This is a genomic window from Brevundimonas sp. SL130, assembly GCF_026625805.1.
Classification (GTDB): domain Bacteria; phylum Pseudomonadota; class Alphaproteobacteria; order Caulobacterales; family Caulobacteraceae; genus Brevundimonas.
Map to the genome: position 1 here is coordinate 2,588,836 of NZ_CP113064.1, position 25,731 is coordinate 2,614,566.

Annotated in this window: 25 protein-coding genes and 1 pseudogene; 18 read left to right on the forward strand and 8 right to left on the reverse strand. The window is 66.7% G+C overall.

Annotated features, from left to right (window positions below):
- Positions 1–12: 12 nt before the first annotated feature.
- Positions 13–1,287, reverse strand: coding sequence for a ferredoxin reductase family protein (locus OU998_RS12665; RefSeq protein ID WP_267513938.1), 1,275 nt, complete (start codon positions 1,285–1,287; stop codon positions 13–15).
- 465 nt (positions 1,288–1,752) lie between these two features.
- Between OU998_RS12665 and OU998_RS12670 the strand changes: the two genes are divergently transcribed.
- From OU998_RS12670 to OU998_RS12685, 4 genes are all read left to right on the forward strand, one after another.
- Positions 1,753–2,412, forward strand: coding sequence for a helix-turn-helix domain-containing protein (locus tag OU998_RS12670; protein WP_267513940.1), 660 nt, complete (start codon positions 1,753–1,755; stop codon positions 2,410–2,412).
- 167 nt (positions 2,413–2,579) lie between these two features.
- Positions 2,580–4,037 carry a PAS domain S-box protein gene (locus tag OU998_RS12675; protein WP_267513941.1) on the forward strand — a complete coding sequence of 486 codons (1,458 nt, stop codon included), beginning with the start codon at positions 2,580–2,582 and terminating at the stop codon, positions 4,035–4,037.
- Positions 4,027–4,629, forward strand: coding sequence for a response regulator FixJ (fixJ, locus tag OU998_RS12680; protein WP_267513942.1), 603 nt, complete (start codon positions 4,027–4,029; stop codon positions 4,627–4,629). Before OU998_RS12675 ends, fixJ begins: the two co-directional genes overlap by 11 nt.
- 75 nt (positions 4,630–4,704) lie before the next feature.
- Positions 4,705–5,109: a response regulator gene (locus OU998_RS12685; protein WP_267513943.1), complete on the forward strand. Its 405-nt coding sequence runs from the start codon at positions 4,705–4,707 to the stop codon at positions 5,107–5,109.
- Positions 5,110–5,135: 26 nt separating this feature from the next.
- On the opposite strand, the gene OU998_RS12690 is transcribed toward OU998_RS12685, so the two are convergent.
- Positions 5,136–5,768, reverse strand: a complete 633-nt coding sequence (locus tag OU998_RS12690) for an NAD(P)H-dependent oxidoreductase (RefSeq protein WP_267513944.1) — start codon at positions 5,766–5,768, stop codon at positions 5,136–5,138.
- A gap of 43 nt (positions 5,769–5,811) precedes the next feature.
- Positions 5,812–6,450 carry a hypothetical protein gene (locus OU998_RS12695; RefSeq protein WP_267513945.1) on the reverse strand — a complete coding sequence of 213 codons (639 nt, stop codon included), beginning with the start codon at positions 6,448–6,450 and terminating at the stop codon, positions 5,812–5,814.
- A gap of 124 nt (positions 6,451–6,574) precedes the next feature.
- Here OU998_RS12695 and OU998_RS12700 point away from each other — a divergent pair, with 124 nt between their 5' ends.
- Together OU998_RS12700 and OU998_RS12705 are read left to right on the forward strand one after the other, a co-directional pair.
- Positions 6,575–6,991, forward strand: a complete 417-nt coding sequence (locus OU998_RS12700; protein WP_267513946.1) for a c-type cytochrome — start codon at positions 6,575–6,577, stop codon at positions 6,989–6,991.
- Positions 6,988–7,503 (forward strand): pyridoxamine 5'-phosphate oxidase family protein, encoded by a 516-nt coding sequence (locus OU998_RS12705; RefSeq protein WP_267513947.1) that lies wholly within the window; start codon positions 6,988–6,990, stop codon positions 7,501–7,503. The genes OU998_RS12700 and OU998_RS12705 overlap by 4 nt, the downstream gene beginning before the upstream one ends.
- A gap of 22 nt (positions 7,504–7,525) precedes the next feature.
- On the opposite strand, the gene OU998_RS12710 is transcribed toward OU998_RS12705, so the two are convergent.
- Positions 7,526–7,816, reverse strand: coding sequence for a hypothetical protein (locus tag OU998_RS12710; protein WP_267513948.1), 291 nt, complete (start codon positions 7,814–7,816; stop codon positions 7,526–7,528).
- 142 nt (positions 7,817–7,958) lie between these two features.
- On the opposite strand from OU998_RS12710, the gene OU998_RS12715 reads away from it, so the two are divergent.
- Positions 7,959–8,609 carry a BON domain-containing protein gene (locus OU998_RS12715; protein WP_267513949.1) on the forward strand — a complete coding sequence of 217 codons (651 nt, stop codon included), beginning with the start codon at positions 7,959–7,961 and terminating at the stop codon, positions 8,607–8,609.
- 174 nt (positions 8,610–8,783) lie between these two features.
- Positions 8,784–9,845, forward strand: a complete 1,062-nt coding sequence (locus OU998_RS12720; RefSeq protein WP_267513951.1) for a sensor histidine kinase — start codon at positions 8,784–8,786, stop codon at positions 9,843–9,845.
- Between the two features lie 12 nt (positions 9,846–9,857).
- Here the strand turns inward: OU998_RS12720 and trhA are convergent, their stop codons facing one another.
- Positions 9,858–10,418, reverse strand: a complete 561-nt coding sequence (trhA, locus tag OU998_RS12725; RefSeq protein ID WP_324287965.1) for a PAQR family membrane homeostasis protein TrhA — start codon at positions 10,416–10,418, stop codon at positions 9,858–9,860.
- 288 nt (positions 10,419–10,706) lie between these two features.
- On the opposite strand from trhA, the gene OU998_RS12730 reads away from it, so the two are divergent.
- The 10 genes from OU998_RS12730 (at position 10,707) to OU998_RS12775 (ending at position 21,787) form a co-directional block, all read left to right on the forward strand.
- Positions 10,707–11,165 (forward strand): aldehyde dehydrogenase family protein, encoded by a 459-nt coding sequence (locus tag OU998_RS12730; protein ID WP_267513953.1) that lies wholly within the window; start codon positions 10,707–10,709, stop codon positions 11,163–11,165.
- Complete coding sequence (locus OU998_RS12735; protein WP_267513955.1) at positions 11,153–12,088, forward strand: aldehyde dehydrogenase family protein; 936 nt, start codon at positions 11,153–11,155, stop codon at positions 12,086–12,088. Before OU998_RS12730 ends, OU998_RS12735 begins: the two co-directional genes overlap by 13 nt.
- Positions 12,089–12,182: 94 nt before the next feature.
- Entirely contained in the window at positions 12,183–13,349 is a 1,167-nt protein-coding gene (locus OU998_RS12740) for an NAD(P) transhydrogenase subunit alpha (RefSeq protein ID WP_267513957.1), read from the forward strand.
- Positions 13,346–13,711 carry a proton-translocating transhydrogenase family protein gene (locus OU998_RS12745; protein WP_267513958.1) on the forward strand — a complete coding sequence of 122 codons (366 nt, stop codon included), beginning with the start codon at positions 13,346–13,348 and terminating at the stop codon, positions 13,709–13,711. The genes OU998_RS12740 and OU998_RS12745 overlap by 4 nt, the downstream gene beginning before the upstream one ends.
- 9 nt (positions 13,712–13,720) lie before the next feature.
- Positions 13,721–15,166, forward strand: coding sequence for an NAD(P)(+) transhydrogenase (Re/Si-specific) subunit beta (locus OU998_RS12750; RefSeq protein ID WP_267513959.1), 1,446 nt, complete (start codon positions 13,721–13,723; stop codon positions 15,164–15,166).
- Positions 15,167–15,201: 35 nt separating this feature from the next.
- Positions 15,202–16,233, forward strand: a complete 1,032-nt coding sequence (gene adhP / locus OU998_RS12755; RefSeq protein WP_267513960.1) for an alcohol dehydrogenase AdhP — start codon at positions 15,202–15,204, stop codon at positions 16,231–16,233.
- A 4-nt stretch (positions 16,234–16,237) separates the two neighbouring features.
- Positions 16,238–17,803 carry an NAD(P)H-hydrate dehydratase gene (locus tag OU998_RS12760; RefSeq protein ID WP_267513962.1) on the forward strand — a complete coding sequence of 522 codons (1,566 nt, stop codon included), beginning with the start codon at positions 16,238–16,240 and terminating at the stop codon, positions 17,801–17,803.
- On the forward strand, positions 17,800–18,810 hold the full coding sequence (locus tag OU998_RS12765; protein WP_267516796.1) for a zinc-dependent alcohol dehydrogenase family protein: 1,011 nt from the start codon (positions 17,800–17,802) through the stop codon (positions 18,808–18,810). The genes OU998_RS12760 and OU998_RS12765 overlap by 4 nt, the downstream gene beginning before the upstream one ends.
- Entirely contained in the window at positions 18,807–19,553 is a 747-nt protein-coding gene (locus OU998_RS12770; RefSeq protein ID WP_267513963.1) for an HAD family hydrolase, read from the forward strand. The genes OU998_RS12765 and OU998_RS12770 overlap by 4 nt, the downstream gene beginning before the upstream one ends.
- Positions 19,550–21,787, forward strand: a complete 2,238-nt coding sequence (locus tag OU998_RS12775) for a glycosyl hydrolase family 65 protein (protein WP_267513964.1) — start codon at positions 19,550–19,552, stop codon at positions 21,785–21,787. The genes OU998_RS12770 and OU998_RS12775 overlap by 4 nt, the downstream gene beginning before the upstream one ends.
- 21 nt (positions 21,788–21,808) lie before the next feature.
- Here OU998_RS12775 and OU998_RS12780 read toward each other — a convergent pair whose 3' ends face one another.
- From OU998_RS12780 to OU998_RS17110, 3 genes and pseudogenes are all read right to left on the reverse strand, one after another.
- Positions 21,809–22,591 (reverse strand): VIT1/CCC1 transporter family protein, encoded by a 783-nt coding sequence (locus tag OU998_RS12780; RefSeq protein WP_267513966.1) that lies wholly within the window; start codon positions 22,589–22,591, stop codon positions 21,809–21,811.
- 230 nt (positions 22,592–22,821) lie between these two features.
- Complete coding sequence (locus tag OU998_RS12785) at positions 22,822–25,341, reverse strand: cation-translocating P-type ATPase (protein WP_267513967.1); 2,520 nt, start codon at positions 25,339–25,341, stop codon at positions 22,822–22,824.
- Between the two features lie 173 nt (positions 25,342–25,514).
- Positions 25,515–25,657 (reverse strand): annotated as a pseudogene (locus tag OU998_RS17110) (integrase); the annotation flags it as partial.
- Positions 25,658–25,731: the final 74 nt, after the last annotated feature.

Sequence of the window (25,731 nt, forward strand, 5' to 3'; positions counted from 1 at the left end):
CGCTGCCCCACGTCACCGAAACGCAAACCGCTCGCTGCGGATGGACCGGGGTGAAAAGGAGTTCTTGGCCGCCAGCGCGGCGACGGCGTCCGTCAGGCCGGACGGGCCGCAGACGGCGATGTCCAAGCTGGCGGGATCGCCCTGGAGCACGACCTCGGAAAACCGCTGCTTGAAGCTTTCGGTCGTGGGCCCGCTCGAGACCGGTACGAGCTCGACACCGCAATCGTCGGCCATCGCCTGCAGGGTCTCCAGGCTGGGGAAGCCGCGTCCCGGCGTGTAGAAATAGAACAGGGTGACACTGTCGAATCGGCTGGCCCCGGCATCGTTCATCCAGGCAATGAAGGGCGAGATACCGACGCCGCCGGCAACCCAGATTTCGCGATCCGCACCGACAGCGCGTGTGAACCGGCCATAGGGGGCGTGGACCTCGGCCCTCATGCCGACTCGAACGTCGGTCACCAGCCGCGCGGTGAAGTCGCCGAGTGATCGGATGACAAAACTCACTCGTCTGTCGTCCGAGCCCGCCGCCGCAATCGTGAAGGGGTGGGGTTCGCGAAGGCCCTGGGCCTTCATCCGAAGGAAGCCGAACTGACCCGGCTTGAAATCGATCCCACGGCCGGTCGGCAGGAGATCGATCTGGACGGCCGAACCGCCGCTGATGACCTCCACGACCCGGTACTCCGCATGGCGGGCGAAAAAGGGATAGAGGGTGAGTTTCCAGAGCGCCGCCGTAACCGCCAGCGACGCCAGAGCCGCCAACCACAGGCCCGCGGGACTGGCCAGAACGATGGGCGACTTGATGCTGAGCCAGTGCAAGACCACCACGACCAAGATCGGTCCCGACAGCCGATGCCACCAGCGCCAGACGCCGTAGGAGATGTTTCGGTTCAAGGCCAGCACCGCGATCAACATCAGCCCGACGAAGCTCGCCTGGCGCACCAGCCGGGCCCAGTCCGAGGGCAGGGCCAGGATCACCGCTGTGTCCCAGCCCCGCAGGTCCGCCTTGAACAACAGGTGGATCGAGGCCAGGGCCAAGGCATAGATGCCGAGCCATTTGTGTACCCTATAGACCCGGTCTAGGCCGCCGAACGCGCCCTCGCTCCAGCCCCAACGACCACCGAGGATCGCGGATCCCGCCATCAACGAGAGCGCCGCGACCCCGCAGGCCAGGCTGATGGCGGCCGTGGACAACCACGACGCCGCCGGTATGGCGAACGCCGTGGTCGCGAAGCTGATAGCGATTATCCCGGCGACGACGGGCCAGGTGGTGAAGCGAAACCTGGTCATGCTTCGTCGCTGCTCCCTATTGGCCCTGGACTAACCAGTTAGACGAGAAAGGGGCGACGAAAATGCCGACGTGCTTCTGCCATGTCACGACATAAGACGCTCCTGCATTCGATCATTCTTGACCCAGATCAACGGGCCTCTCTGATTTTATAGGAGGCCGCCAATGGGGCCATGCATGCCAGCGAGATTTGAAGAATGCTGAGGCTATGATCGCGACGATGGTGGGGTCGATATTCGAGGATACAGGCTTCGAAATTTGATCCGCGCAGGCCGCAGCTGAAGCAGATGTCCAGGTCCGAAATGTCGGGTAACCGAAATGGCGTCATGCGGACTTCGCCAATGCGGCGCCCCCTCGGTCCAGCGTTGTCTAGGCCTCCCCCTAAGGGATAGCCCTTAGGCGTCGCTCCCGAATACCGGTCCCTACCCTCCATCCATAGGTTGAGCTCACCGACTTGGAGAGCGCCGATGACCGCCCAGACGCAGATGATCGACCGCTTCATGCAGCCGCCGTCGTCCGGCGACACCGACCTGGAGGCCTCCTTCGGCGTTCGCATGCCGTTCGCCGTCGGCGAGGAAATCTACGCCCAGGAAGAGGCCGCCGATTTCATCTATCGACTGGTCAGCGGCGCCGTCCGAACCACCCACCTGCTGACCGACGGGCGTCGCCAGATCGGCGACTTCTACTATCCGGGCGACGTGTTCGGTCTTGAGGCACGAGCCACCCACAGGTTCTCCGCAGAGGGCCTGGGCAACTGTCAGGTCCAGGTGCTCAAACGCGTCGCGCCTTCGCGGCAGGGCGAGGACCGTCTCCGCTTCGACCGTATGGTGGCGGGTGCGACTTCAAACGAGCTTGAACGCGCCCAGGCGCACATCCTGCTGCTGGCGCGGATGACGGCGTGCGAAAAGGTGGCGAGTTTCCTTCTTGGGCTCGCGGATCGATTCAAGGCTGAACTTACCGCCCTGCCGATGAGCCGTCAGGACATGGCGGACTATCTCGGCCTGACGATCGAAACCATCTCGCGGACGCTTGGCAAGCTCCAGGCCGACGGCGTCGTGGAGTTCATGGGATGCCGGCATTTCCGTATCCGACATCGCACAGCCCTGGATCAGTTGGCGGTGTCCTAGGCCGTCGCCCAGCCATGCGTCCGAGCGCGAGCCGGACCTGAGGACGGTCTCACAACAGGACGTGGGCGTGAACTCCGCAACCGTGCCGCTTGCTAAAGCCGCGCGCTGCGCGCCTAGTCTGAATGGCGACCGACAAAAGTTCAGGTCACAGGCGTCAGAAGGACGTCATGACATTTCTGAGGATGGCCAGACCCAAGCCTTCCCCCCGGAACGCCTATTTGGCGGCGGTCATCGGTTCGGCGACCATGCTGGGCGTCGCGCTGGTGCTAGAATCCTACATTCAGGACCTTGCGCTTTTCATCCTCTATATTCCGCTGCTGCTGGCGGTCGCGGGTCTTGGGGGACGCGGGCCGACGTTGCTGGCGACCGCCCTGTGTTTCATTGGCAGCGCCCTCTTTCTAGGCGACGCCTTATGGGCCGACCACGCCAATCTATCCGGCGGCCTGATCTTCCTTTGTGTGGGACCGATCATCGCGCTGGCCGGCGACAGCCTGCGCCGTCAGGCGCACGAGGCGCAGCGTCGCCAGGCGCACCTGCAATCCATTCTGGAGACCGTCCCCGAAGCGATGATCATCATCGATGAGGCCGGACAGATGCGGTCCTTCAGCGCGACGGCCGAACGCCTGTTCGGCTGGGCCGCCGAAGAAGCGATCGGCCGCAACATCAGCCTTTTGATGCCGTCGCCTTACCGCGAGGAGCACGACCGGCATTTGCAGCATTACAAGATCACGGGCCAGCGTCGCATCATCGGTATCGGCCGGATCGTCGTGGGCCAGCGCAAGGACGGATCGACCTTTCCGATGAGCCTGACCGTCGGCGAGGCGTCGGTCGCGAAGGAGCGATTCTTCACCGGCTTCATACGGGATCTCACGGAGCACGACGATCAGGAACGCCGTCTACAGGCGCTGCAATCGGAGCTCGTCCATGTCTCGAGGCTGAACGCGATGGGAGAAATGGCGTCGTCCCTGGCCCATGAACTGAACCAACCCCTGTCGGCCATCGCCAACTATATGAAGGGCTCCGTGACCCTGCTCGGCGCACCGGAGCCGGACATCCGTCGCCTGCGCGACGCCCTGGGCGCGGCGGCGGAGCAGGCGATCCGCGCCGGCGACATCATCAAACGCCTTCGCGAATTCGTCGCCCGCGGCGAGACCCAGCACACGTTGGAGGAGCCGGCCCAGCTGATGGAGGAGGCCAGCGCGCTTGCGCTGGTCGGGGTCAAGGAGAAGGACCTGAGGGTCGACCTTCGGTTCTCGCGCGGCGTCGGCGTGGTGATCGTCGACAAGATCCAGATTCAGCAGGTCGCCCTGAACCTAATCCGCAACGCCATCGACGCCATGCACCGCGCAGACCGGGGTGAGCTGGAGGTGGCTGTGAAACGGGGCGAGAACGGCATGATCGTCATCTCGGTCGCCGACACGGGGCCCGGGCTCGATCCGAGCCTCGGCGAAAGCCTGTTTCAGCCTTTCGTGACCACGAAGCCGCACGGTCTCGGCGTCGGCCTGTCGATCTGCAGAACCATCGTCGATGCTCACGGCGGTCAGATTTGGACCGAGCCCAATCCCAAGGGCGGCGCGATCTTCTCCTTCTCCCTACCCGTGGCGGAGCCCTCGAATGGCGCATAGTCCAACCATCCATGTGATCGATGATGACGCGGCGATGCGCCAGTCGCTCTTGTTCCTGCTCGACGTTCATGGCTACGCGGTCCGCACCCATGCCTCCGCCACGGGATTTCTGCAGGCCGTGCCCGATGACGGCGACTGTATCCTGACGGACATCCGCATGCCTGAGATGACGGGGCTGGATCTGGTGCGTCGTCTCAGGAGTGACGGTCACACTCACTCCGTAGTCGTCATGACAGGCCACGGCGACATCGCCTTGGCCGTCGAGGCCATGAAGGCGGGCGTGACGGATTTCATCGAAAAGCCCTTCACCGACGACGTCCTTATCGCGGCGGTGACCGCCTGCGTATCGGCCGGCCAGCCTCCCAGCCAGGAAGAGGCGGCGCGAGAGGCCGAACTCAAACTATCGACCCTTTCGCCAAGAGAGCGCGATGTGCTGATCGGCGTGATCGCCGGCAAGCTGAACAAGGTCATCGCCTTTGAGCTGGAGATCAGCCCGCGCACGGTCGAAATCTATCGCGCCCATCTCATGACCAAGACCGGCGCCCAGAACATGCCGGGCCTGATGCGGATCGCACTCGCCGCCGGCCTCTGAGTTGCGCGAGATCAACAACCTTCTGCGTGGTCCGCCTAAGGAGTGAGAGGCCATATCGGCGTCAGAGGACCCGCCTTGCCGGCTTCAGCCCCCGCCTCACCCGTCGTCTTTGTGATCGACAGCGACCTGGCGGTCCTGAGCGCGCTCGCCTTCGCGCTGGAGGCCGAGGGCTATAGAACCTGCGCCTTCCGAAGCCCCGCACGCGCCGACCGATCCCCTGACCTGAGGACCGCGGCCTGCATCGTCCTGGATCAAGTCTTGCCCGACGAGTCTGGTCTGGATTTCATCGCCCGTTTGCGCGGGGAGACCTATCGCATCCCCGCGATCCTCATCCCCAGCGCGCCGCCCCTTCATGTGCGGCTCGCCGCATTGGACATGGGCGTACCCATCATCGAAAAGCCGCTGCTGGATGACGCGCTCTTCGAGGCCGTTCGCTCCCTGATCTACGCGCAGGTCGCCGAACGCACGCTTACGGCGTGATCATGCGATCGTCCTGCGGTTTGCGCTCAGGACGCCTCGACGCCATGGGCTTGAGCGAGACGCCAGCCGATGTCCGCGACTGCGGCGCGGCGCGCGGCGACGACGTCCGCGCTCATGCCTGGCGTGACACCGCCTGTATTGTGGTGTCCGATCAGATCCAGCCCGGCCACCCCGGCAAGATGCTCGTCGAAATGCTTGTTCATCGCGGTCCAGGCGCCGGACGTCTCGACCCAGGCCTGAGGCGCGCCGGACGACGTAAAACTGAGCAGTTTGCGTCCTTTCAGAAGCGGCTGATTACCGCCCGCATGAATGGAGGAATAGGCGAACCCCATGCCGAAGACCCGATCGACATAGCCCTTGAGAATTGCCGGCGTGGCGTTGAACCAGAGGGGATAGAAGAGGACGAACACATCGGCGCGGCCGATCAGACGGCGCTCCTCGACCACGTCGGGGCGCGGCTTGAACCCCGGGTGGTCGGGGATTTCTTCAGCGTGCAGCACCGGATCGAACGGGATGCGATAGAGATCGCGGACCACGGCCTGCCCGCCGGCCGCAGTGAAGGCGTCGGCGAAGCCGGAGGCCATGGCGCCGGTGAAGCTCTCAGCGCGAGGATGGGCCAGCAGGATGGCGGCGGTGAAGGGCTTTACGGTCTGGGTCATGACCGCACCCTGCCTGCACAGACTGAGCGCAGCTTGACCTGGCTCAACTTTTGAGCGGAACGGACGGTGTTTGTGGTTCGGACAAGTCTTCGACCCCGACGCCGGTTCTCAGCGCCTCCCGCAATCGGTCCAGCCTGGCGCGATAGCCGCCGGCGTCGCCGTATTCAACGAAGTCCTGGTAGCGTTTGTGCGGATGAGTGATCTTCAAGGCATGTTTGATCGGGCACCAGTACTGCTCGGTTTGGCTGGCGATTTCGCGCACATAGGCGGCGACGCCGTTGGCGTATTCGCAGAACCCGCAGTTCAGCCCCTCGATCCAGTTCAGATAGGCGAGCGAACTTCGGTCAAAAACAAGATAGTCGCGCCTCTGGACGCGCGGCAGCCGATAGGCGCGAAAACAGATCGCCTGATACGCCGAGGCCCACAGGTCGATCAGCGCCAGCGGGAGGATCAGGGAATAGATCACCGGCGCCGTCAACACGGTGAGGATCGGCGCCCCCGCCAGAAAGGCCGCGACGCCCAGCCTCAGGCGACGGTGCTCCATGGTCACCCCATGTTCGAACGCGACCAGATCCTTGTGCAGCGCCCAGCCGAGCGACTTTCGCCGTTTGAGGATCTCACGGTCCAGTTCGGACTGTAGCCGGACGATTTCCGAAGCGATCTCATCGATGCGGCGCGTCATGGGCATGTCTCCTTCGCCCTATGGCCCCTCCTCCTGCCGCTGTCCGTCGAACCGCTCGATGATCTGGATCAAGAAGCTGATCGTGAAGACGGAGTATGCTCGCGCTTCAACAAGGAATGCGCCCATGCGATCTATCGCTCTTGCGACGCTCGTTGTCCTGGCCGCCTGCGCGTCGGGCCCCGCCGCTGTGGCGCCGCCTCTGGCCCTGGCCAACACCGACGCTGAACCGACAAGGACGCCTGTCGGCCCCTGGGCTGGATCGCCGGAGCGCGGTCAGGCCCTTGTCCAGACGCGGTGCGCCGGGTGTCACTCTGTCGGCCAGACCGATGAAAGCCCGCTTGCGGTCGCGCCGCCCTTCAGGGACCTGCAGCGCCGCTATCCGGTCGAGAACCTGGCCGAGGCTTTGGCCGAAGGCATCGACACCGCCCACCCCGCCATGCCGGAGTTCGTCTTCGAGCCGGATCAGATCGCCGATCTGATCGCCTACCTGAAGACGCTGGAGGCGACGCCCGGCGCTCGGATCCCTGGGACCCATTCATGACGGCGGCAAAGATCACCCCCATTCACGGCGACGCCGTCACGGCGATCGTCGATCTCCTGTCCGCCGGTCGATTGATGGCGCTAGGGGTGAACCGCCCGGACGGATGGCCGCAGGTGACCACGGTGGGCTATATCAACGAGGGGCTGGATCTGTATTTCGTCATCGCTCGAGACAGCCAGAAGCTGGCGAATCTTCAGGCCGATCCGAGGGTTTCGATAGCCATTCGCAGGGAAGCGGGGCACGGCGACGCGGTGGGGGTCTCCATGGCCGGCCACGCGGTCGAAGTCACGGATCCGGCGACCATCTCACGGATCAACACCCTGGCCTGGGCACGCTACCCGGACTTCCATATCTATGGTCCCGGTTCGGATTTCGTGGCGGTGATCCATCTCACGCCGCAAATCATGTCGCCCGTCTCGATCACCGACGGACGAAGCCATGCCGAGACCTTTTCGCTCGGTGCGGCGACGGTAGACGCGATCCCGCCCCTTCCCGTCACCGCGCTCATCTGAGGCAAACCCTCAGAGTTGGATCCTAGCGGATCGCCACCAGCCCAATGAGTGTCGCGGCGATGGCGACCAGAGCCGTGGTCGCGACGGGGCGATCCCGAACTTCCGCAACAGCCTGGGCGGCCATGTTGCGGGATGTATGGCGAGCATCCTCGCTCAGCCGATGGGCCGCCTTGGTCAGTGCGGCGGCCGACCGCTCCAGTGCGGCCTTGGCGTCGTCGCCGGTCTTGTCGGCGGCGTCCCGGAGATGTTGTGAAACCTCGGCGCTGAGGGTCTGGATGTCGTCATTGAGACGGGATGCGGCGGATGCGGACATGGGGAGCTCCTTTGGTTGCGCGCCTTCCCTGCCCGGCTTGGTCTCTGCGGATTGTGATCTGGATCAAGGTCCGACCGTTTCGATCTGCGCTTTTGAAGGCCACGGCGACCGGCGCTTCGCCGCGCCGAGAAGGAATGCTCCCATGAAAGACCAAGCCCTCAAGTCGCGCGTCGAAACCGAGCTGGAATGGAACCCGAGCGTCGACGCCACACGAGTCGGGGTCGCGGTGAACAAGGCGGTCGTCACCCTCAGCGGCGTGGTCGGCTCCTACGCCGAAAAGACAGCCATCGAGCGCGCGGCATTGAACATCCGCGGCGTGCAAGGCCTGGCCGAGGGCGTAACCGTCAGGCCCTTCGGCGACACCGGCCTGGCCGATGACGAAATCGCCGAACGGGCGTTGCTGTCGCTGGAATGGGACGTGATGGTTCCCAATGACCGGGTCCAGGTCCGCGTCGAAAACGGACTGGTCAGCCTCTCGGGCGAACTGGACTGGCATTTTCAGCGCGATGCCGCCGAACGCGCCGTCCGAAACCTGTACGGCGTCGTGGCACTCAACAATCACATCACGCTGAAGACACGCGTCCAGGCCGCCGACATACACAAGCTGATCGGCGACGCCCTCGACCGCCAGTCCAATATCGACGGCGCGGCGATCCATTTGACAATCGACGGCGGCACGGTCCGTCTCGACGGTCAGGTCAAGGCCTGGGCGGACCGCCGCATCGTGGAGCGCGCGGCCTGGTCCGCCGCCGGGGTCACCTCCGTCGAGGACCGCATCACAGTCGCCGCTTGATACGAGACTTCAAGCCCGTCGTCAGATTGGAGTCGCCTTATTCGCCGCCGCCTTTGCAATCGTGCTAGGCGCAACGGGCGTTCGAATTATCGGAGCCTTCCGACCGTTCGAACGCCATGACCCACGGCTAGGCTTTCGCTTCGCGAGCCGCCGCAGCGTCAGGAAACACGTTCCATGGCTCCCCCGACGACGGATATCGCCGCCACCCTGGCCCTGGCCGTGGTGAACGCGACGGATACGCCGCTTCTGCTGCTCGACCGCAACCTGCATATCCTGGCGGCGAGCGCCGCCTTCTCGCTCGCCTTCGATCTCGATCCCCTGACTGTGACAGACCGATCAATCTTCGATCTGGGCAAGGGGGAATGGAATCTTCCGCGCCTGCGCTCGCTGCTGACGGCCGCCGCCTCCAGCAACGCCGAAATTCCAGCCTACGAGCTGTCGCTCGAACGGCTGGGCCGCCCCGCTTTGAGCCTACTGTTGTCGGCGTCTCGGCTAACCCATGCCCAGGACATGGACGAGCGGCTGCTGCTCACGATCAGCGACGTCACCCAGAGGCGCGCGACCGAAGCGCTGAAGGACAAGCTGATCGGTGAGAAGGACGTCCTGCTGCGCGAGATGCAGCACCGGGTGGCCAACAGTCTCCAGATCATCGCCAGCGTCCTCTTGCAGAACGCCCGCAAGGTGCAGTCCGAGGAATCGCGTGGCCATCTCCGCGACGCCCATCAGCGCGTCATGTCAGTCGCGGCGGTGCAGCGCCAATTGGCGGAATCCAACCTGAGTAAGGTGACGATCCGTCCCTATCTCGCCCAGCTGTGCCAGAGCCTCGGCGCCTCGATGATCGCGGACCACGACCAACTGCGGCTGGTGGTGACGGGGGACGAGAGCGACACCACGCCTGAGATTTCCGTCAGCCTCGGCTTGATCGTCACCGAACTGGTCATCAATGCGCTGAAACACGCCTTCCCCGATGATCGAAAGGGTCTGATCACCGTCGATTATCGCGCCTCTCCCGAGGGGTGGACCCTATCGGTCATAGATGACGGCATCGGAATGCGAAGCGCCGGCGCCCCCCCTAAGCCCGGACTGGGCACCAGCATCATCCAGGCGCTATCCGCCCAACTTGAGGCCACGATCACCATCGCCGACTTACGGCCGGGCACGGGCGTCACGATCGTCCACATCGACGCCGACAAGGTCGCGGGCGCGACGCCCTTGCCGGAGATCAACGCTGTCTAAGCGCACGAGACGCTAGGCGCGCGCGCCGTGACTGAGCACCGCCAGCAAGACAGCGACCCAGTGCACACAGGCCGCCGCGACGACATGGCCATGCCAGATCGCCCGCCGGAACCTCAGGGCCTTGTTGGCGTAAAACCCGACCCCGACCGTATAGAGCAGGCCGCCGACCGCGAGCAGGATCAATGGGGCCAGCCCCAGGCTCTGCATCAGGGGTTGGATCGCGATGACCATCAACCAACCCAGCGATAGATAGACGCCGATCCAGAAGGCGCGCCCCAGACCCGGCAGCAAAAGCTTGGCCAGGATGCCGAAGCCGGCGATGGCCCAGACCGCCAGGGTCATGCCCCAGGCCCAGCCGCCGCTCAGATGCTGGGTCGTGAAGGGCGTGTAGGACCCGGCGATCATCAGGAAGATGCCGGCGTGGTCGAACCGCCGTAGCAGCGGCTGATATCGGGCGGGCGAAAAATTATAGGCCGTGGACAGGGCCAGCATGGTCACCAGCCCACACGCATAGACGGCGGCGGCGGTCAGACGCCCGACCTGGCCGATACTGATGGCCAGCCCGATCAACATGCCCCGCCGACCAGCGCCAGGGCCAGACCCGCCAGATGGACGACGAGATCGGCGCGCCGCTCCGCGCCGTCGCCGTAGTGCTGCGTCTCAAGCGTTTGGACCGTCATTTTATCCGCTCGTCTCTCTGAAAGCCTCTGCCGCGGCGCCCCGCTCCGCTCCGCGCCCAACTATTTGCCGCGCGCCTGGCGCATTTTGATGTCGATCAAGATCGTCGCTTCGACTTGGGCGGAGAGTGATCGAACGCTCTGCGGTGTTCGCCGCCTCGCCTCCCGAAAAGCAGATCCAGTCATGGGCTACCAAAGCATCAATCCGTTCGACGGCGTTCTGGTCAAATCCTTCAATCCGCTCGCCGACGCCCACCTCGAACTTCGGCTCGCGGCCGCCGAGACCTGCTTCCAGTCCTGGAAGCTGAAATCCTATGACGAGCGCGCCGCCGTCATCGCCAAGGCGGGGGAACTGTTGCACGCCCGAGCCGATGAATTCGCTCGGATCATGACGATGGAGATGGGCAAGCGGATCAACGAATCCCGTGGCGAGGTCGAGTACAGCGCCCGCATCCTGGCCTATTACGCCAAGCACGCCGAGCGCTTCCTGGCCCCCGTCAAGCTCCATCCCGTGGATGGTCACGCCCATATGGAAAGCAGCCCCATGGGGGTGATCTTCTGCGTCGAGCCCTGGAACTTCCCCTATTATCAGCTGGCCCGGGTCGCCGGTCCGCATCTGATGGCCGCAATGTGCTGGTGGTGAAGCACGCCGGCATCGTGCCGCAATGCGCCATCGCCTTCGAGAAACTTCTGATCGAGGCCGGCGCCCCGGCGGGCCTCTATACCAACCTGTTCATCTCACACGCCCAGTCCGACACAGTGGTGGACGATCCCCGGATCAAGGGCGTGGCCCTGACCGGCAGCGTCGCGGCGGGCAAGAGCATCGCTGCTCGCGCCGGTCAGAACATCAAGATCTCCTCGATGGAGTTGGGCGGCAGCGACGCCTTCATCGTGCTGGAGGACGCCGATCTGGACCACGCCATCCCCTGGGCGGTGTGGGGCCGGATGTACAACACCGGCCAGACCTGCTGCGCGGCCAAGCGGTTCATCGTCGTCGAACCGCTTTACGACGCCTTCCTGGAGCGGTTCACGCTCGCCCTGTCCGCGCTGAAGGCCGGCGATCCCATGGACGAGACCACCACGCTCGGCCCCCTCTCGACCGAGTCCGCCCTGCTCGACCTTCTGAAGCAGGTCGAGGTCGCGACGACGCACGGCGCCAAGCTCGCCTTGGGCGGCAAGCGGATCGACCGCCCGGGCTCCTATATGGCCCCGACCATCCTGACCGATGTGGAACCCGGCAACCCGGCCTTCCGCGACGAGTTCTTCGGTCCTGTCGCGATGATGTTCCGGGTCAAGGACGAGGCGGAGGCCATCGCTCTGGCCAATGATTCCGATTTCGGCCTGGGCGGGTCGGTCTGGACCCGAGACGAAGACCGCGGCCAGCGCGTCGCCAGCTTGGTCGATACCGGGATGATGTTCATCAACAACATCGACTGGACCGACGCCGAACTACCGTTCGGCGGGATCAAGAACTCCGGCTATGGCCGCGAGCTCGGCGACATGGGCATCCAGCAGTTCGTGAACAAGAAACTGGTGCGCTCCTCAAAGGCCAGCGCGCCCGCCTGACCGCCTCTGCGCCCTCGTCGCGGAGGGTTCGCCCTCCCCGCCTCTCCTCACCTTCATCCGGGCCGCGTCGCCGGCGCGATCCCTGGAGCCTGCCATGTATGTCAATGTCGCCGTGCTGAAGGAGACGCGTCCTCACGAGAGGCGCGTGGCCCTGGTTCCGTCTGTCGCCGCCAAGCTGACCCGGCTCGGCGCCCGGTTGCATGTGCAGTCCGGCGCCGCAGATCCGATCCGCCTGACCGAGGCCGACTATCCGGATGTGGTCTTCATGGCCGATCGCGCCGCCCTGGTGGCGGACGCGGATGTGGTGCTCTGCGTCCAGCCGCCGGCGCTCGAGGTCGCGCAGGCGATGAAGCCAGGCGCGATCCTCATCAGCTTCGTCTACGCCCAGAAGGAGCCGGCGCTGATCGAACGGCTGATCGAGCGCCGGATCACCTGTTTCGCCATGGAACGGATTCCGAGGATCAGCCGCGCCCAGGCCATGGACGCTCTGTCCAGCCAGTCGGCGCTAGCGGGCTATTACGCTGTCCAGCTGGGCGCGACCCACCTGGCGCGAGTCCTGCCCAAGATCACCACTGCGGCCGGCGCCATCGGGCCGGCGAGGGTTCTGGTCATGGGACTGGGCGTCGCCGGGCAGGAGGCGATCGCCACCGCCCATAGGCTGGGGGCTGTGGTCGAAGGCTATGACGTGCGACCCGAGACCCGCGAACAGGCCCTGTCGCTGGGGGCTAAATTTGTCGAGACGAGCGTCAACGCCACGGGCAAGGGCGGCTATGCGCGCGCCCTGACGCCGGAGGAACAGGCGAAGGTCGCCGAGACCCTGACCGAACATATCCAGCAGGCCGACCTAGTCATCACCACTGCCGCCATTCCCGGCCGCCCCTCGCCCAAATTGATCAGCAAGCTCCAGGTCGCCGGCATGAAAGCCGGGGCGGTGATCGTCGATCTGTCGGCCGAGGGCGGCGGCAACTGCGAGGACACGGTCCCCGGCCAGACCGTCCGGATCGGGGCGGTCACCCTGGTCGCGCCGCTGAACCTGCCCTCCATGCTCGCCGAGGACGCCAGCGCCCTCTATTCCAAGAACCTGTTCAATCTGCTGGCGCTGATGCTGAAGGACAATGTCGTCACCCTCGACTGGGACGACGCCATTCTCGCCGGGACGGTCCTGACCCACGACGGCAAGCGCAAGGATACGCCGCAACCGCCCGCCGCTCCAACGGTTGACGCCAAGGCTGCACAGCCCGCCCTGGCGCCCCTGTCATGATCATCACCGGTCTTGTCGCCCTCTACATCTTCATGCTGGCCGGCTTTGCGGGCTGGGTGATCATCGGGCGGGTTCCCGCGATCCTGCATACGCCTTTGATGTCGGGCTCCAACTTCGTCCACGGCATCGTGGTCGTCGGCGGCGTCTACGCCCTGATCAACGCCGCCACCGTGACCGAGCAGATCATCGGCTTCTTCGCCGTGTTGCTCGGCGCGGGCAATGCGGCGGGGGGCTATGCGGTCACCGACCGGATGCTGGCCATGTTCCAACCCAGCACGCCGCCTCCCGCTCATCACGCCGGCAAGGGCCACACCGCCGCCAAACACGCGTCGCCTCGGCCGCGCCTCGCCAAGTCCGTCTGAGGGCCGATCATGCTCAACCTGTTTCCCAGCCTGTTGATCGGCGCCGTCGATCTCGTCGCCGCCTTCCTGTTTCTGTTTGGCCTGAAGCGGATGTCGTCGCCGGTCACGGCGCGGTCCGGCATCTTCGTCGCCGGCCTGGGCATGGTCGCCGCCATCCTGGTCAGCTTCCTCTATGTCTTCAGCGTCGATGCGGCGGCGCGTCCACATCTGGCGGTCAATGTCGGGCTGGCGCTCGCGGCCCTCGTCCTGGGCGGCGGCGGCGCCTGGTGGGCCGGGCGCAAGGCGAAGCTGACGGCGATGCCGCAGATGGTCGCCCTGTTCAACGGCATGGGCGGCGGAGCGGCCGGCGCCATCGCTGCGGTCGAACTGCTCGGCGGGCGGACGCAAGGCGTGACCCAGCTCGTGGTCACCCTGGCGGGCGCCCTGATCGGCGCCGTCTCGCTTTCGGGCTCGTTGATCGCCTGGGCCAAGCTGGACGGCGTGCTCAAGGCACCGCTCCGTTTCCGGGGACAGCGGATCGTCAACGCCGTCGTCCTGATCGCCGCCCTGGCCGTCGGCGGTTCTCTGCTGGCGCAGTCGATGGGCGCGCCAATCCTTCTGGCCGGCCCCGGCGGCGTCTACCTGTTCTTCGGTCTGGCGCTTCTGTTCGGCGTGTTGATGACCCTGCCCATCGGCGGGGCCGACATGCCGGTGGTGATCTCAATCTACAACGCCTTCACCGGCCTGGCCGTGGGGCTGGAGGGCTTCGTGCTTCAGAACCCGGCCCTGATGATCGCCGGCATGGTGGTCGGCGCGGCGGGTTTGCTGCTGACCCTGTTGATGGCCAAGGCCATGAACCGATCGGTCGCCAATGTGCTGTTCAGCAACTTCGGGACCGTGGTCGCCGCCAAGCCCGGCGACATCGCCGGGTCGTTGCGGCCGACAGAGGCCGCCGACGCCGGGGTCGCCATGCGCTATGCGAGTTCGGTGATCATCGTGCCCGGCTATGGGCTGGCGGTCGCGCAAGGCCAGCAGAAGCTCTACGAGTTCGTCAAACTGCTCCAGGCCGCCGGTGTTCTCGTCCGCTTCGCCGTCCATCCGGTCGCCGGCCGGATGCCGGGCCAGATGGACGTGCTCCTGGCCGAAGCGGGCGTTCCTTACGACCAGATCTTCCAGCTCGAGGACATCAACGCCGACTTCGCCACGACCGATGTCGTGCTGGTGATCGGCGCCAACGACGTGGTCAATCCGGCGGCGCGCACCGACAAGGGCTCGCCCATCTACGGCATGCCCATCCTCAACGCCGACCAGGCGCGGCAGGTCTTCGTGGTCAAGCGCGGCGAGGGCAAGGGCTACGCCGGCGTCGTCAATCCGCTGTTCTACGGCGACAACTGCAACATGGTCTACGGCGACGCCCAGGCGGTGCTGATCAAGATGATCGAGGCCGTGCGCGGCCTCGGCGCGGCCGCCGCATGACCGCCCTTCCCCACAATCCAACCCAAGGAGCTCCTATGGCCAAGATGCAGGCCGCCTTCGTCACCGCCTTCGGCAAGCCGCTGGAAATCCGCACCGTTGATATTCCCACGCCGGGTCCCGGCCAGATCCTGGTCAAGACCGAGGCCTGCGGCGTCTGCCACACCGATCTTCACGCCGCCAACGGCGACTGGCCGCTGAAGCCTGTGCCGCCCTTCATCCCCGGTCACGAGGCGATCGGGAGGGTCGTAGCCCTCGGCCAGGGGGTGACGGCGGTCAAGGAGGGCGAGCGCGTCGGCGTGCCCTGGCTCGCCTCGGCCTGCGGCCATTGCGAATATTGCCTCAGCGCCTGGGAGACGGTCTGCGGCGAAGCCCAATTCGGCGGTTACACCCGCAATGGCGGCTTTGCGGAATATGTCGTGGCCGACCCGAACTATGTCGCCCACATCCCGGACGGGTTGGAACCGCACGAGGCCGCCCCCCTCATCTGCGCCGGCGTGACCACCTACAAGGGTCTGAAGGAAACCGACGCCCGGCCCGGTCAGTGGGTCGCGATCTCGGGCGCCGGCGGTCTGGGCAATCTGGCCATTCAGTACGCCAAGGCCATGGGGTTCAAGGTCGCCGCCGTTGATATCGACGACGGCAAGCTGGCCCACGCGACCGAGCGCGGCGCGGACCTGGTCTTCAACGCCCTGAAGGGCGATGTGGCTGCGGACCTGAAGGCGGCGACCGGCGGCGGCGCCCATGGCGTGCTGATCACCGCCCCGTCGCTCAGCGCCTTCAAACAAGGCGTCGGCATGACCCGTAAGCTGGGAACCTGCGTCCTCGTCGGCCTGCCGCCTGGCGAGTTCCCGACCCCGCTTTTCAACGTGGTCGCCGACTGCATCACCATCCGGGGCTCGTTTGTCGGCACCCGTCAGGACATGGCCGAGGCCCTGGCCTTCGCCGCCGAAGGCAAGGTCAAGGCCGACATCGAACTGGCGCCCCTGTCGGACGTCAACAGCATCTTCGATCGGCTGTCGAAGGGCGAGGTCGCCTCCCGGGTGGTTCTCGATTTCCGGGCCGCCTAACGCCATGGCCGACCCCGCCGCCCCGCCGGTCGGCCTCAAGGCGGCGGACCGACGTCGACGCAGTCCCGCCCGCCTGCTCACCCCCGCCGAAATGGGCCAGTGCGACCTCGCCAGCCTGGAGGCCGGCGTCAGCGGCGTCGACCTCATGACCGCAGCCGGAAACGGCGTGGCCGAGGCCGTGACGGCGCGCTGGAGCCGGCGGCCGATCAGGGTGTTGTGCGGGCCGGGAAACAACGGCGGCGACGGGTTTGTGGCGGCCCGTCGTCTGCTGGCCGCCGGCTGGCCGACCCGCCTGTCCCTGCTCGGATCAATCGATCAGCTCAAGGGGGACGCGGCTCACCATGCGTCCCTCTGGCAGGGGGTCGTCGACCCTTTCGACCCTGGGCTCATGCTGGAGTCCGAATTGATCATCGACGCCATTTTCGGCGCCGGTTTGTCGCGTCCGGTCGATGGCGCGGCCCGCACCATGATCGAGGCCTTGATCGCGCGGCGCCCGCCGATCTGCGCGGTCGATGTTCCCAGTGGGCTGGACGGCGCCACCGGTCAGGTTCGGGGCGTGGCGGCGCCTGCGGACCTGACTGTGACCTTCTTTCGCAAGAAGCCCGGCCATCTCCTCTATCCCGGTCGTCGGTTCTGCGGCGATGTCGTGCTGATCGACATCGGCTCGCCCGAGGTGGTCCTGGACGCCATCCCCGGCGCGACCTTCGAGAACGGACCGGCGCTTTGGCGCGACGCCTACCCCTGGCCGAAGACCGAAGACCACAAATACAGTCGAGGCCACGCCCTGATCCTGGGCGGAGAGGTCATCACCGGCGCCGGCCGTCTGACGGCGCGCGGCGCCATGCGAAGCGGCGCAGGCCTGGTCACTCTGGCCGCGCCCCAACGCGCCTGGAGCATCTATGCGACTTCCATGATCGGCGCCCTGGTGCACGCCATCGACGGGCTCGAAGACTTCAAGGCCCTTTTGTCGGACATCCGACGCAACGCCGTCGCCATCGGACCGGGCGCCGGGGTGGGCGAGGCGACGCGGGCGGCGGCGCTCGCGGCCCTGGCGACCGGACGCGCCGTGGTGCTCGACGCCGACGCCCTGACCAGTTTCGCCGACGACCCGACGGAACTCTTCGCCGCATCAAACGGCCGCTGCGTGCTCACCCCGCACGACGGCGAGTTCGCCCGTCTGTTCGACGCTTCGGGCGACAAGCTGACCCGCACACGGCGTGCGGCGGCCGTAAGCGGCGCGGTCGTCCTGCTCAAGGGCCCCGACACGGTGATCGCCGCGCCCGATGGGCGCGCCGCCATCAACACCAACGCCCCCGCCGACCTGGCCACGGGCGGCAGCGGCGATGTTCTGACCGGGTTCGTCCTCGGCCTTCTGGCCCAGGGGATGGAGCCGTTCGACGCAGCCTGCGCCGCGACCTGGCTCCACGGCGAATGCGCTGCGGCCTTCGGCTCCGGCCTCGTCGCCGAAGACCTGCCCGAGGCCCTGCCGGGCGTCTTGGCGCGGCTGAAGGCCGGCCCTTTCGACGATGACCGGCAGACTGGATCGGGGACGCCGCCGTGCACGCCATGATGCTGAAGACGCCGGGCGGTCCGCTGGAATGGACGGAACTTCCCGATCGCGAACCCGGCCCCAACGAGATCCGGGTGCAGATCAGCGCCTGCGGCGTCTGCCGCACCGATCTCCATGTGCTGGACGGCGAACTGCCGGATGAGCGCCTGCCCATCATTCCAGGCCATGAGATCGTCGGCCGGATCGACCGGCTCGGAGACGGCGTCACGGACCTGAGGCTGGGCCAGCGGGTCGGCGTCCCCTGGCTGGGTCACACCTGCGGCGTCTGCCCCTATTGCCGCAGCGGCCGCGAGAACCTGTGCGACCACCCCCTGTTCACCGGCTATACGCGCGACGGCGGGTTCGCCACCTCGGCCATCGCCGACGCCCGCTTCGCCTTTCCGCTCGGCGAGACCGGCGACGACGTGGCCCTGGCGCCCCTGCTGTGCGCCGGCTTGATCGGCTGGCGCGCGCTCGGGATTGCCGGAGAGGGCAAGGCGCTCGGCCTCTATGGCTTCGGCGCGGCCGCCCATATCCTGGCCCAGGTGGCGCGCTTCCAGGGCCGGTCCGTCTACGCCTTCACCCGGCCGGGCGATCTGGCGGCCCAGGCCTTCGCCCTCAGCCTCGGGGCTGTCTGGGCGGGAGGCTCGGACGAGGCGCCGCCTGCCCGGCTCGACGCCGCCATCATCTTCGCGACCGACGGCGCCCTCGTCGCCCAGGCGCTGAAGGCCGTCCACAAGGGCGGCCGCGTCGTCTGCGCCGGCATCCATATGAGCGACATTCCCCGCCTGCCCTATGGCCTGTTGTGGGACGAACGCCAGATCGTCTCCGTCGCCAATCTGACGCGTCAGGACGGTTTGGACTTCCTCAAGCTTGCACCCGAGATCGGCGTCGTCACCCGGACGACGCCCTATCCGTTGCGAGAGGCCAATCGGGCGCTCGACGATCTGCGCAACGGGCGGTTCGAAGGCGCCGCGGTTCTGGTCATGCCTGACCCGAAAGGCGTCGACATGATCGGAGCCTCATGACCGTCGAGGCAAGGCGTCACATTGCGGCGATCATCTTCGACGTCGACGGCGTGCTGCTGGCCTCGCCCCATGAACGGGCCTGGCGCGAGGCCTTGACCGGGTTCGGCGATCCCGCGCGGTTCACCACCGCCCTCTATCAGGTCGAGGTCGCAGGCAAGCCGCGACTGGACGGCGCCCGCGCGACCCTGAAGGCCTTGGGCGTGGTGGACGGCGACGCGCGCGCCGAAGCCTATGCTCAGGCCAAACAGACCCGGCTGGAGGCCCTGATCGATGCGGGCGCGGTCAAGGCTTTTCCGGACGCCTTGAGGTTCGTCGCGGACGTCTCAAAGTTCGGTTGGCCGCTGGCGGTCGCCTCCTCGTCAAAGAACGCTGAGGCCATGCTGCGCCGGATCCAGCTGCCTTCAGGGCGGTCCCTGCACGACGCCTTCGTCGGCGACGTCTGCGGACACGATGTGCCGCACGGCAAGCCGGCGTCTGACCTCTTCCTGCTGGCGGCCCGGACGCTCGCCATACCGCCGGAGCGCTGTCTGGTGATCGAGGACGCGCCGGCCGGGATCGCGGCGGCCCGGGCGGGCGCCATGGCGGGCGCCATGGCGGCGCTCGGCGTCGCCCGTTTGCAGGATGCGGAGTCGTTGAATACGGCCGGGGCCGACTTGGTGGTCACCGGTCTCGACGCGGTGTCACGACCGGCGCTGGCGCGCGGAACGCTGCGTCTCGCGTCTTCGACGGATGAAGACCTGTGACGTCGGACCTGTTCGAGCCCCCCTCCGATCCCGACTGGTGCGTCGAGGAGCCGGGCTATTGCGCTCTGCGCGAGCTGGGGGTCGAGTCCCGGTTGACCACCGCCAACGGCCTGATCGGCGTCCGCGGCGTTCCGGCGCTTGTCCGCGCTGAGGCGAGGAACATTTCGCCGCGCACCTATATCGCCGGGATGTTCGACACCCCGGCCCGGCCGTTGTCCACGCCGGTCGGCGTCTCCCTGCCCGAAGGCTTCGGCGTCGATCTCCTGATCGACGGCCATCCACTCTCCGCCTCCGAGGATCGCATCCTAGACCTGAAGCGAGGTGTCCTGACCTCCAGCCTGCGTCCCGGCTCGGGTCCTCTTGCGGCGATGGACAGCGTCAGGCTGGCCTCCCAGGTAAGGCGGGGGCTCGGCCTGCAGGTCCTCAGACTGAGGTTTGCGGCCTCGGCCGAGGTCATCCTCAAGCTCCCGCCCCGCGCCGGAGTCCGAGATGTCGAGGCGGACCTTCTTGTCTCCCGGACCAGGCCTTCCGGTCGAAGCTACGCGGTCGCGAGCGCGGCGACCCTCACCTTGGACGGCCTCGACCACCCGCCCGAACAGCAAGAGGACGGGAGCCTTCAGTGGCGCTGGACCTCCGGGGCAGGCCAGGTCGCGGTATTTGAGCAATGGCGCACCGTCGCCCGCGACGACGAGACCGGCGCCCAGGCCCTGTCGGACCTCTCAGACGCGCGAAACGCCGGTGTGGAACGGGTCGTGGCCGCCCATGTCGCCGCCTGGGCCGCGCTGTGGTCGGACAGCGACATCACGATCGAGGGCGATCCGGACGCCCAGAAGGCCTTGCGGTTCGCGACCTATCATCTGAACAGCGCGGTCAATCCGGACGACGACACGGTCTCGGTCGGCGCGCGCGCCCTGACGGGCGACGGCTATCTGGGTCACGTCTTCTGGGACACGGAGATCTTTCTGCTGCCCGTCTACAGCCTCATCCGGCCCGAGGCGGCGCGGGCGATGTTGATGTACCGGTTCCACACCCTGGCGGCCGCCCGCGCCAAGGCCGCGCGCCTGGGCTGGCGCGGCGCCCTCTATGCGTGGGAATCGACGGACACCGGCGACGAGGCGACGCCCGAGAGCGGCGTGACCGCAACCGGGGTCCGCGTCGACATCCCGACCGGGCGCGACGAACAGCATATCAGCGCGGACGTCGCCTATGCCGTCTGGCGCTACTGGCGGGCCACGGGCGACGATGTTTTCCTGCGGACGGCCGGGGCCGAAATCCTTCTGGAGACGGCCCGATTCTGGGCCAGCCGGGCGATCTTGGAGGCGGACGGCCGGCGCCATATCCGCAAGGTCGAAGGCCCCGACGAGTATCACGAAGCGATCGACGACAACGCCTTCACCAACGTCATGGCAGCCTGGAATCTGCGGCGCGGCGCGGAGGCCTGGACCTGGCTCCAAAAGACCGCTGCGAAAGACGCCGCCGCCCTGGGTGCTCGGCTCTCCCTGACCTCTGCCGAGGTCGCGGACTGGCCCGACATCGCCGACGCCCTGGTCACGGGCCGGGACGCCAGAGCGGGTCTGGTGGAGCAGTTCGCCGGCTTCTTCCAGCTGGACGATCTGGACGCCCGGACCCGGGACCATCTGTCTGGATCGATGGGCGCGGCGCTGGGTCGGGCGCGCCTCGCCGAGGTCCAGATTCTCAAACAGGCCGACGTCGTCGCCCTGATCGCTCTTTTGCCCGAAACCTTCACCCAAACCGAGGCTCTGGCGAACTTCCGCTATTACGAGCCGCGCTGCGACAACGACAGCTCCCTCAGCCCCGCCATGCACGCCCTCGTCGCCGCGCGGCTCGGCGACACCGAGATGGCGCTCGCCTATTTCCGGGAGGCCGCCATGATCGACCTCGGCGACCGCGACGGACGCAGCGAGGCCGGGGTCCATATGGCGGCCCAGGGCGGCCTGTGGCAGGCGGCGGTCTTCGGGTTCGCCGGCCTCTGCTTGAAGACCGACCAAATCGTCTTCGATCCCCATCTCCCGGCCGGCTGGACCAGGCTGGCGTTTCCATTGCAATGGCGGGGCCGCAAACTGCTGATCCGGATCGAGTCCGGGGCGAACGACGCCCCGTCGAGGCTGACGATTACCCTGATCAGCGGCGCCGCGTTCGCTGTCAGCCTGCGCGACGCGCCTCACCGGGTCGATCCCGGTCCAGGCGGCCTGTCGCTTCTGTTTACGGCCTGACGCCTTCGACAAAAGCCACCTTCAGACCGCCGCGCCGAACAGGGCGCCGGCTCCGGCCGTGACCCCCAGGGCGAAGGCGCCCCAGAACACCACGCGGACGACGGCGCGTCCTAAGGGCGCATGGCCGGTCAGGGCGCCCGCCGCACCCAATCCGCCGAGGAAGACCAAGGTGGCGACCGACAGGATCGGGATCGCCAGACCGCGCGGCGCCGCCCAGGCGACAAGCAGCGGCAGGATCGCGCCGCTCGCAAACGTCGCCGCCGAGGTCAGGGCGGCCTGGATGGGCCGGGCCGCGGTCAGATCCGAGATGCCGAGTTCGTCGCGCGCATGGGCGCCGAGCGCGTCCTTGCGCATCAGTTGGTCGGCCACGGCGCTGGCGAGATCAGGCTCCAGGCCCCGTCCGACATAGATGGCTGTCAGTTCGGCGCGTTCCCCCGGAAGATCCTCCCGCAGCTCTTGGGATTCTCGGGCGAGCTCGGCCTTTTCGGTGTCCGCCTGGGAACTGACCGAGACATATTCGCCCGCCGCCATCGACATCGCCCCGGCGACGAGTCCGGCGCCCCCTGCCACAAGGATTGCGGACTTGCTCCCGCCGGCCGCCGCGATGCCGACGATCAGGCTGGCGGTGGACACCAGACCGTCGTTGGCGCCCAGCACTGCGGCTCGCAGCCAGCCGATCCGCCTTACCAGGTGATGCTCGTCGTGACGCCCCGAGCCTGGACCGCGCCGGATGGCGACGCGCGGAAGGACGCCCGAAGTCGACGGGTCGGCGGCGTCGTCGCCGCGCGGCGGGAAAGCGGTCATGACCAGGTATCCTCGTTGGCTTGACTAGGCCCGGTTCGCTCCGGACGGTTAGTGATCTGCGTCAAATCGCATCTGTCAAAAGCGCCTCCAGTCGCGGCCCGGACGACCGCCCGGTCTTCCCCTGAAGGAGCCTCCCATGAACGACCATGACGTTCGGCGCCGGCGTCGTCCATCGCGTCTCAGGTTCGCCCCGATCACAGCGGGTGCAGACCGCGTCACCTTGACCCGGCTCAAGAACCGGACCGCAAGCTCGGCGCCATAGGCGCCGGCGATTGCGACGGGCGGAGCCGACGCCAGAGCCAGCGGGCCGGCGCCGCCCAGCCGCCGGCCAGGAGCGCCACCGCGACCGCGACGCCAAGAATGGCCGTCGGCGGGGCGCCGAACCGGAACAGGCTGGCCACGGACGGCACGAAGAGGGCGATGGCGAGGACCCCGATCGCCCCTGTAAAAATCAGCCAGAAGACCTTGCGATGCGGATCGAACAGCGACACGCCGCTTGAAGCCGAGTCCGTCAGGGCCAACATCAGGTTCGCCAGCGCCAGAGCCAGGAAGGCCGCCGCCCGAGCTTCGACGTCGGTGATCTGCTGAAGCGCCCACAGATAGAAGCTGAGCACGGCCAAGAGGATCACCACCCCCTGAAGCGCGCCGAATGCGATCTGTTTCGGCCCGAACAGCGCGGCTGTAACCCGGCGCGGCGGCTTGCTCATGGCGTTCTTCTCGCTGGGTTCGGCCTCAAACACGAGCGAGCAGACCGGATCGATGACGAGTTCGAGGCACACGACGTGGATCGGAAACAGCAGCGGGGGCGCGCCCAGCAGAATGGGCAGCAAGGCCATCCCGGCCAGCGGCACATGCACCGCCACCACAAAGGTCAGGGCCTTGCGCAGATTGGCGAAAATCCGCCGGCCGAGACGAACACCGCCGACGATCGACCCGAAACTGTCGTCGAGCAGGACGATATCGGCCGCTTCACGCGCGACATCGGCGCCGCGCCGCCCCATGGCGATGCCGATGTCCGCGGCCTGAAGCGCCGGAGCATCGTTCACCCCGTCGCCCGTCATGGCGACCAGTTCGCCGTTCGCTTGGAAGGCCTGAACCAGAACCAGCTTCTGTTCCGGCTGCACCCTTGCGAAGACCCGGATCTGGCGAACCCGACTCCCTAGCTCCGTGGCGTCAAGTTTGGCGATATCCTCCCCGGTCAGGACGCCGGCGTTCACATCGATTCCGGCCTGCCGGGCGATGGCGACTGCCGTCGCCGGGTAGTCGCCGGTGATCATGACCACCGCGACCCCGGCGCGCCGGGCCTCCGCCAAGGCGGCAGGGACGTCTGGCCTGACCGGGTCGAGAAATCCGATCAGCCCCCTGAACCTGAAGCACGACTGGTCGGGATCCTCGATCCCCGCGCCCGTTCCGTTCAGGTCGGCGACAGCCAGGACGCGCAGCCCCTCGGCCGCCATGGCGTCAAGCCCGTCAAGGATCGGCGCCTGTTGCTCGGGGGTCAGACGGCACAGGGCGAAGATGGCTTCTGGCGCGCCCTTGGCGGCGGCGATCATGGCGGACCCGTCCACTCGCCACTGCTGGATCACAGCCATCCGCCCGGCTTTGAGCGGCCATACCTGCGTGAGGACTGCGGCCTCCGCTACCGCCGGCGACAGGGTACGGATCGCCCGATCCATGGGGTCGGTAGGACGAACTGGGCTGGCAAGGCCAGCCGCCTCCAGCACGGCCTTAGCCGCTGGCGTCAGATCCGATGCGGTGGCGTCGCAGGCCTCGTCCGTCGTCCAGATCCGCGTGAGCGACATTCGATTTTCGGTCAGGGTGCCGGTCTTATCGACGCACAGAACCGTAGCGCCGCCGAGGGTCTCGATCACCGCGCCACGCCGAACCAAAACCTGATGTTGCGCCAGCCGCCAGGCGCCCAGCGCCATGAACACGGACAGCACCATCGGAAATTCTTCCGGGATCAGAGAGATGGCCACCGTGATCCCGGCGAGCAGGGCCTCGATCCAGTCCCCTCTCAGAAGACCGTAAGACAGAACCACCGCGCCGCTGAGAATGACAGCCAGCAGTCCGAACACTGCGACCAGCCGGCCTGTCGATGTCTGCAACGGTGTCGCACCGGACCGGATGGTCGCCAGCGAGACGCCGATCTTGCCGAGCGCCGTCCGGGATCCCGTCTCTACAAGCTCCACCACCCCCTGGCCGCCCACAACCAGCGTGCCGGAGAACAGGCGGTCGTCTCGGGTCGAGGTTTCACCCGACTCCAGGATCATCTTGGCGACTGGCGCGGATTCGCCGGTGAGAACGGACTCGTCCACGCTCAGCACATCGCCGTCCACAAGACGACCATCCGCTGGAACACGCTGCCCCTCGCCCACGAGTATGAGGTCGCCTGGAACGAGGTCGGCGGCCGCCGCGACTCTCTCGGTCCCGTCTCGGATCAGCCGGACGGTCGGCTCGGACAGGTCGCGCAGGGCTTTCAAGGCCCGCTCGCTGCGCGCCTCCTGCACCACCACCAACCCGACGGTGGCGGCCGCCGCCAAGGTCAGGAACAGACCTTCTCCCAGATTGCCGATGAGGAGATAGAGGGCGGAGGCGACGACGAGGAGCAGGAACATGGGTTCGCGCAGGGTGCCGACCAGGATGCGTCCCAGCCCCCTCGAGCGGACGGGGGCGAGCGTATTGGGCCCCAAGGCACGAAGGCGTGCGAGCGCCTCAGCCTCGCTTAGACCGGTATTCAAAGGGGTCAAGGGACGTTCCAATGCCGGCGTGGATGCCCGCTGAACGAAGATGGACGCTCGCCCCGTCGCTGCCCTTGATGCAGGTCAAGATTCGTTGCGCAGACTGCTGCTCCGAGCCCGCTGAGGCCAACCGGGATTCAGTCATCAGTTGAGCGGGAACACCGATCAAACTGTGGTCTTGAGCCGACGTCATCTGCCGGCTGGGCGACCCGCTCGCCCTGCAGAACGGCGTGAGCGTAGATCTGTTTGACGATGTCCCGGACGTGGATAGCGTCGCCGGAGCCCCCCGATCCACGATGGTCATGCAATGGGCGCCCATGCCGTCCCAGCTACCGACAAACCCGCCTGCCGCCTCTAAAGAGGTAGCGAGAGTGGTCGAAAGCATTCTTATTTAACTTC

Coding starts and splice junctions, on each gene's coding strand:
- OU998_RS12715 (WP_267513949.1), top strand. CDS start 7,959: ATGAAAGACCAAGCCCTCAAGTCGCGCGTCGAAACCGAGCTGGAATGG.
- OU998_RS12740 (WP_267513957.1), top strand. CDS start 12,183: ATGTATGTCAATGTCGCCGTGCTGAAGGAGACGCGTCCTCACGAGAGG.
- OU998_RS12720 (WP_267513951.1), top strand. CDS start 8,784: ATGGCTCCCCCGACGACGGATATCGCCGCCACCCTGGCCCTGGCCGTG.
- OU998_RS12710 (WP_267513948.1), bottom strand. CDS start 7,816: ATGTCCGCATCCGCCGCATCCCGTCTCAATGACGACATCCAGACCCTC.
- OU998_RS12730 (WP_267513953.1), top strand. CDS start 10,707: ATGGGCTACCAAAGCATCAATCCGTTCGACGGCGTTCTGGTCAAATCC.
- OU998_RS12770 (WP_267513963.1), top strand. CDS start 18,807: ATGACCGTCGAGGCAAGGCGTCACATTGCGGCGATCATCTTCGACGTC.
- OU998_RS12750 (WP_267513959.1), top strand. CDS start 13,721: ATGCTCAACCTGTTTCCCAGCCTGTTGATCGGCGCCGTCGATCTCGTC.
- OU998_RS12780 (WP_267513966.1), bottom strand. CDS start 22,591: ATGACCGCTTTCCCGCCGCGCGGCGACGACGCCGCCGACCCGTCGACT.
- OU998_RS12675 (WP_267513941.1), top strand. CDS start 2,580: ATGACATTTCTGAGGATGGCCAGACCCAAGCCTTCCCCCCGGAACGCC.
- fixJ (WP_267513942.1), top strand. CDS start 4,027: ATGGCGCATAGTCCAACCATCCATGTGATCGATGATGACGCGGCGATG.
- OU998_RS12765 (WP_267516796.1), top strand. CDS start 17,800: ATGATGCTGAAGACGCCGGGCGGTCCGCTGGAATGGACGGAACTTCCC.
- OU998_RS12705 (WP_267513947.1), top strand. CDS start 6,988: ATGACGGCGGCAAAGATCACCCCCATTCACGGCGACGCCGTCACGGCG.
- OU998_RS12670 (WP_267513940.1), top strand. CDS start 1,753: ATGACCGCCCAGACGCAGATGATCGACCGCTTCATGCAGCCGCCGTCG.
- OU998_RS12745 (WP_267513958.1), top strand. CDS start 13,346: ATGATCATCACCGGTCTTGTCGCCCTCTACATCTTCATGCTGGCCGGC.
- OU998_RS12700 (WP_267513946.1), top strand. CDS start 6,575: ATGCGATCTATCGCTCTTGCGACGCTCGTTGTCCTGGCCGCCTGCGCG.
- trhA (WP_324287965.1), bottom strand. CDS start 10,418: ATGTTGATCGGGCTGGCCATCAGTATCGGCCAGGTCGGGCGTCTGACC.
- adhP (WP_267513960.1), top strand. CDS start 15,202: ATGGCCAAGATGCAGGCCGCCTTCGTCACCGCCTTCGGCAAGCCGCTG.
- OU998_RS12665 (WP_267513938.1), bottom strand. CDS start 1,287: ATGACCAGGTTTCGCTTCACCACCTGGCCCGTCGTCGCCGGGATAATC.
- OU998_RS12695 (WP_267513945.1), bottom strand. CDS start 6,450: ATGACGCGCCGCATCGATGAGATCGCTTCGGAAATCGTCCGGCTACAG.
- OU998_RS12690 (WP_267513944.1), bottom strand. CDS start 5,768: ATGACCCAGACCGTAAAGCCCTTCACCGCCGCCATCCTGCTGGCCCAT.
- OU998_RS12760 (WP_267513962.1), top strand. CDS start 16,238: ATGGCCGACCCCGCCGCCCCGCCGGTCGGCCTCAAGGCGGCGGACCGA.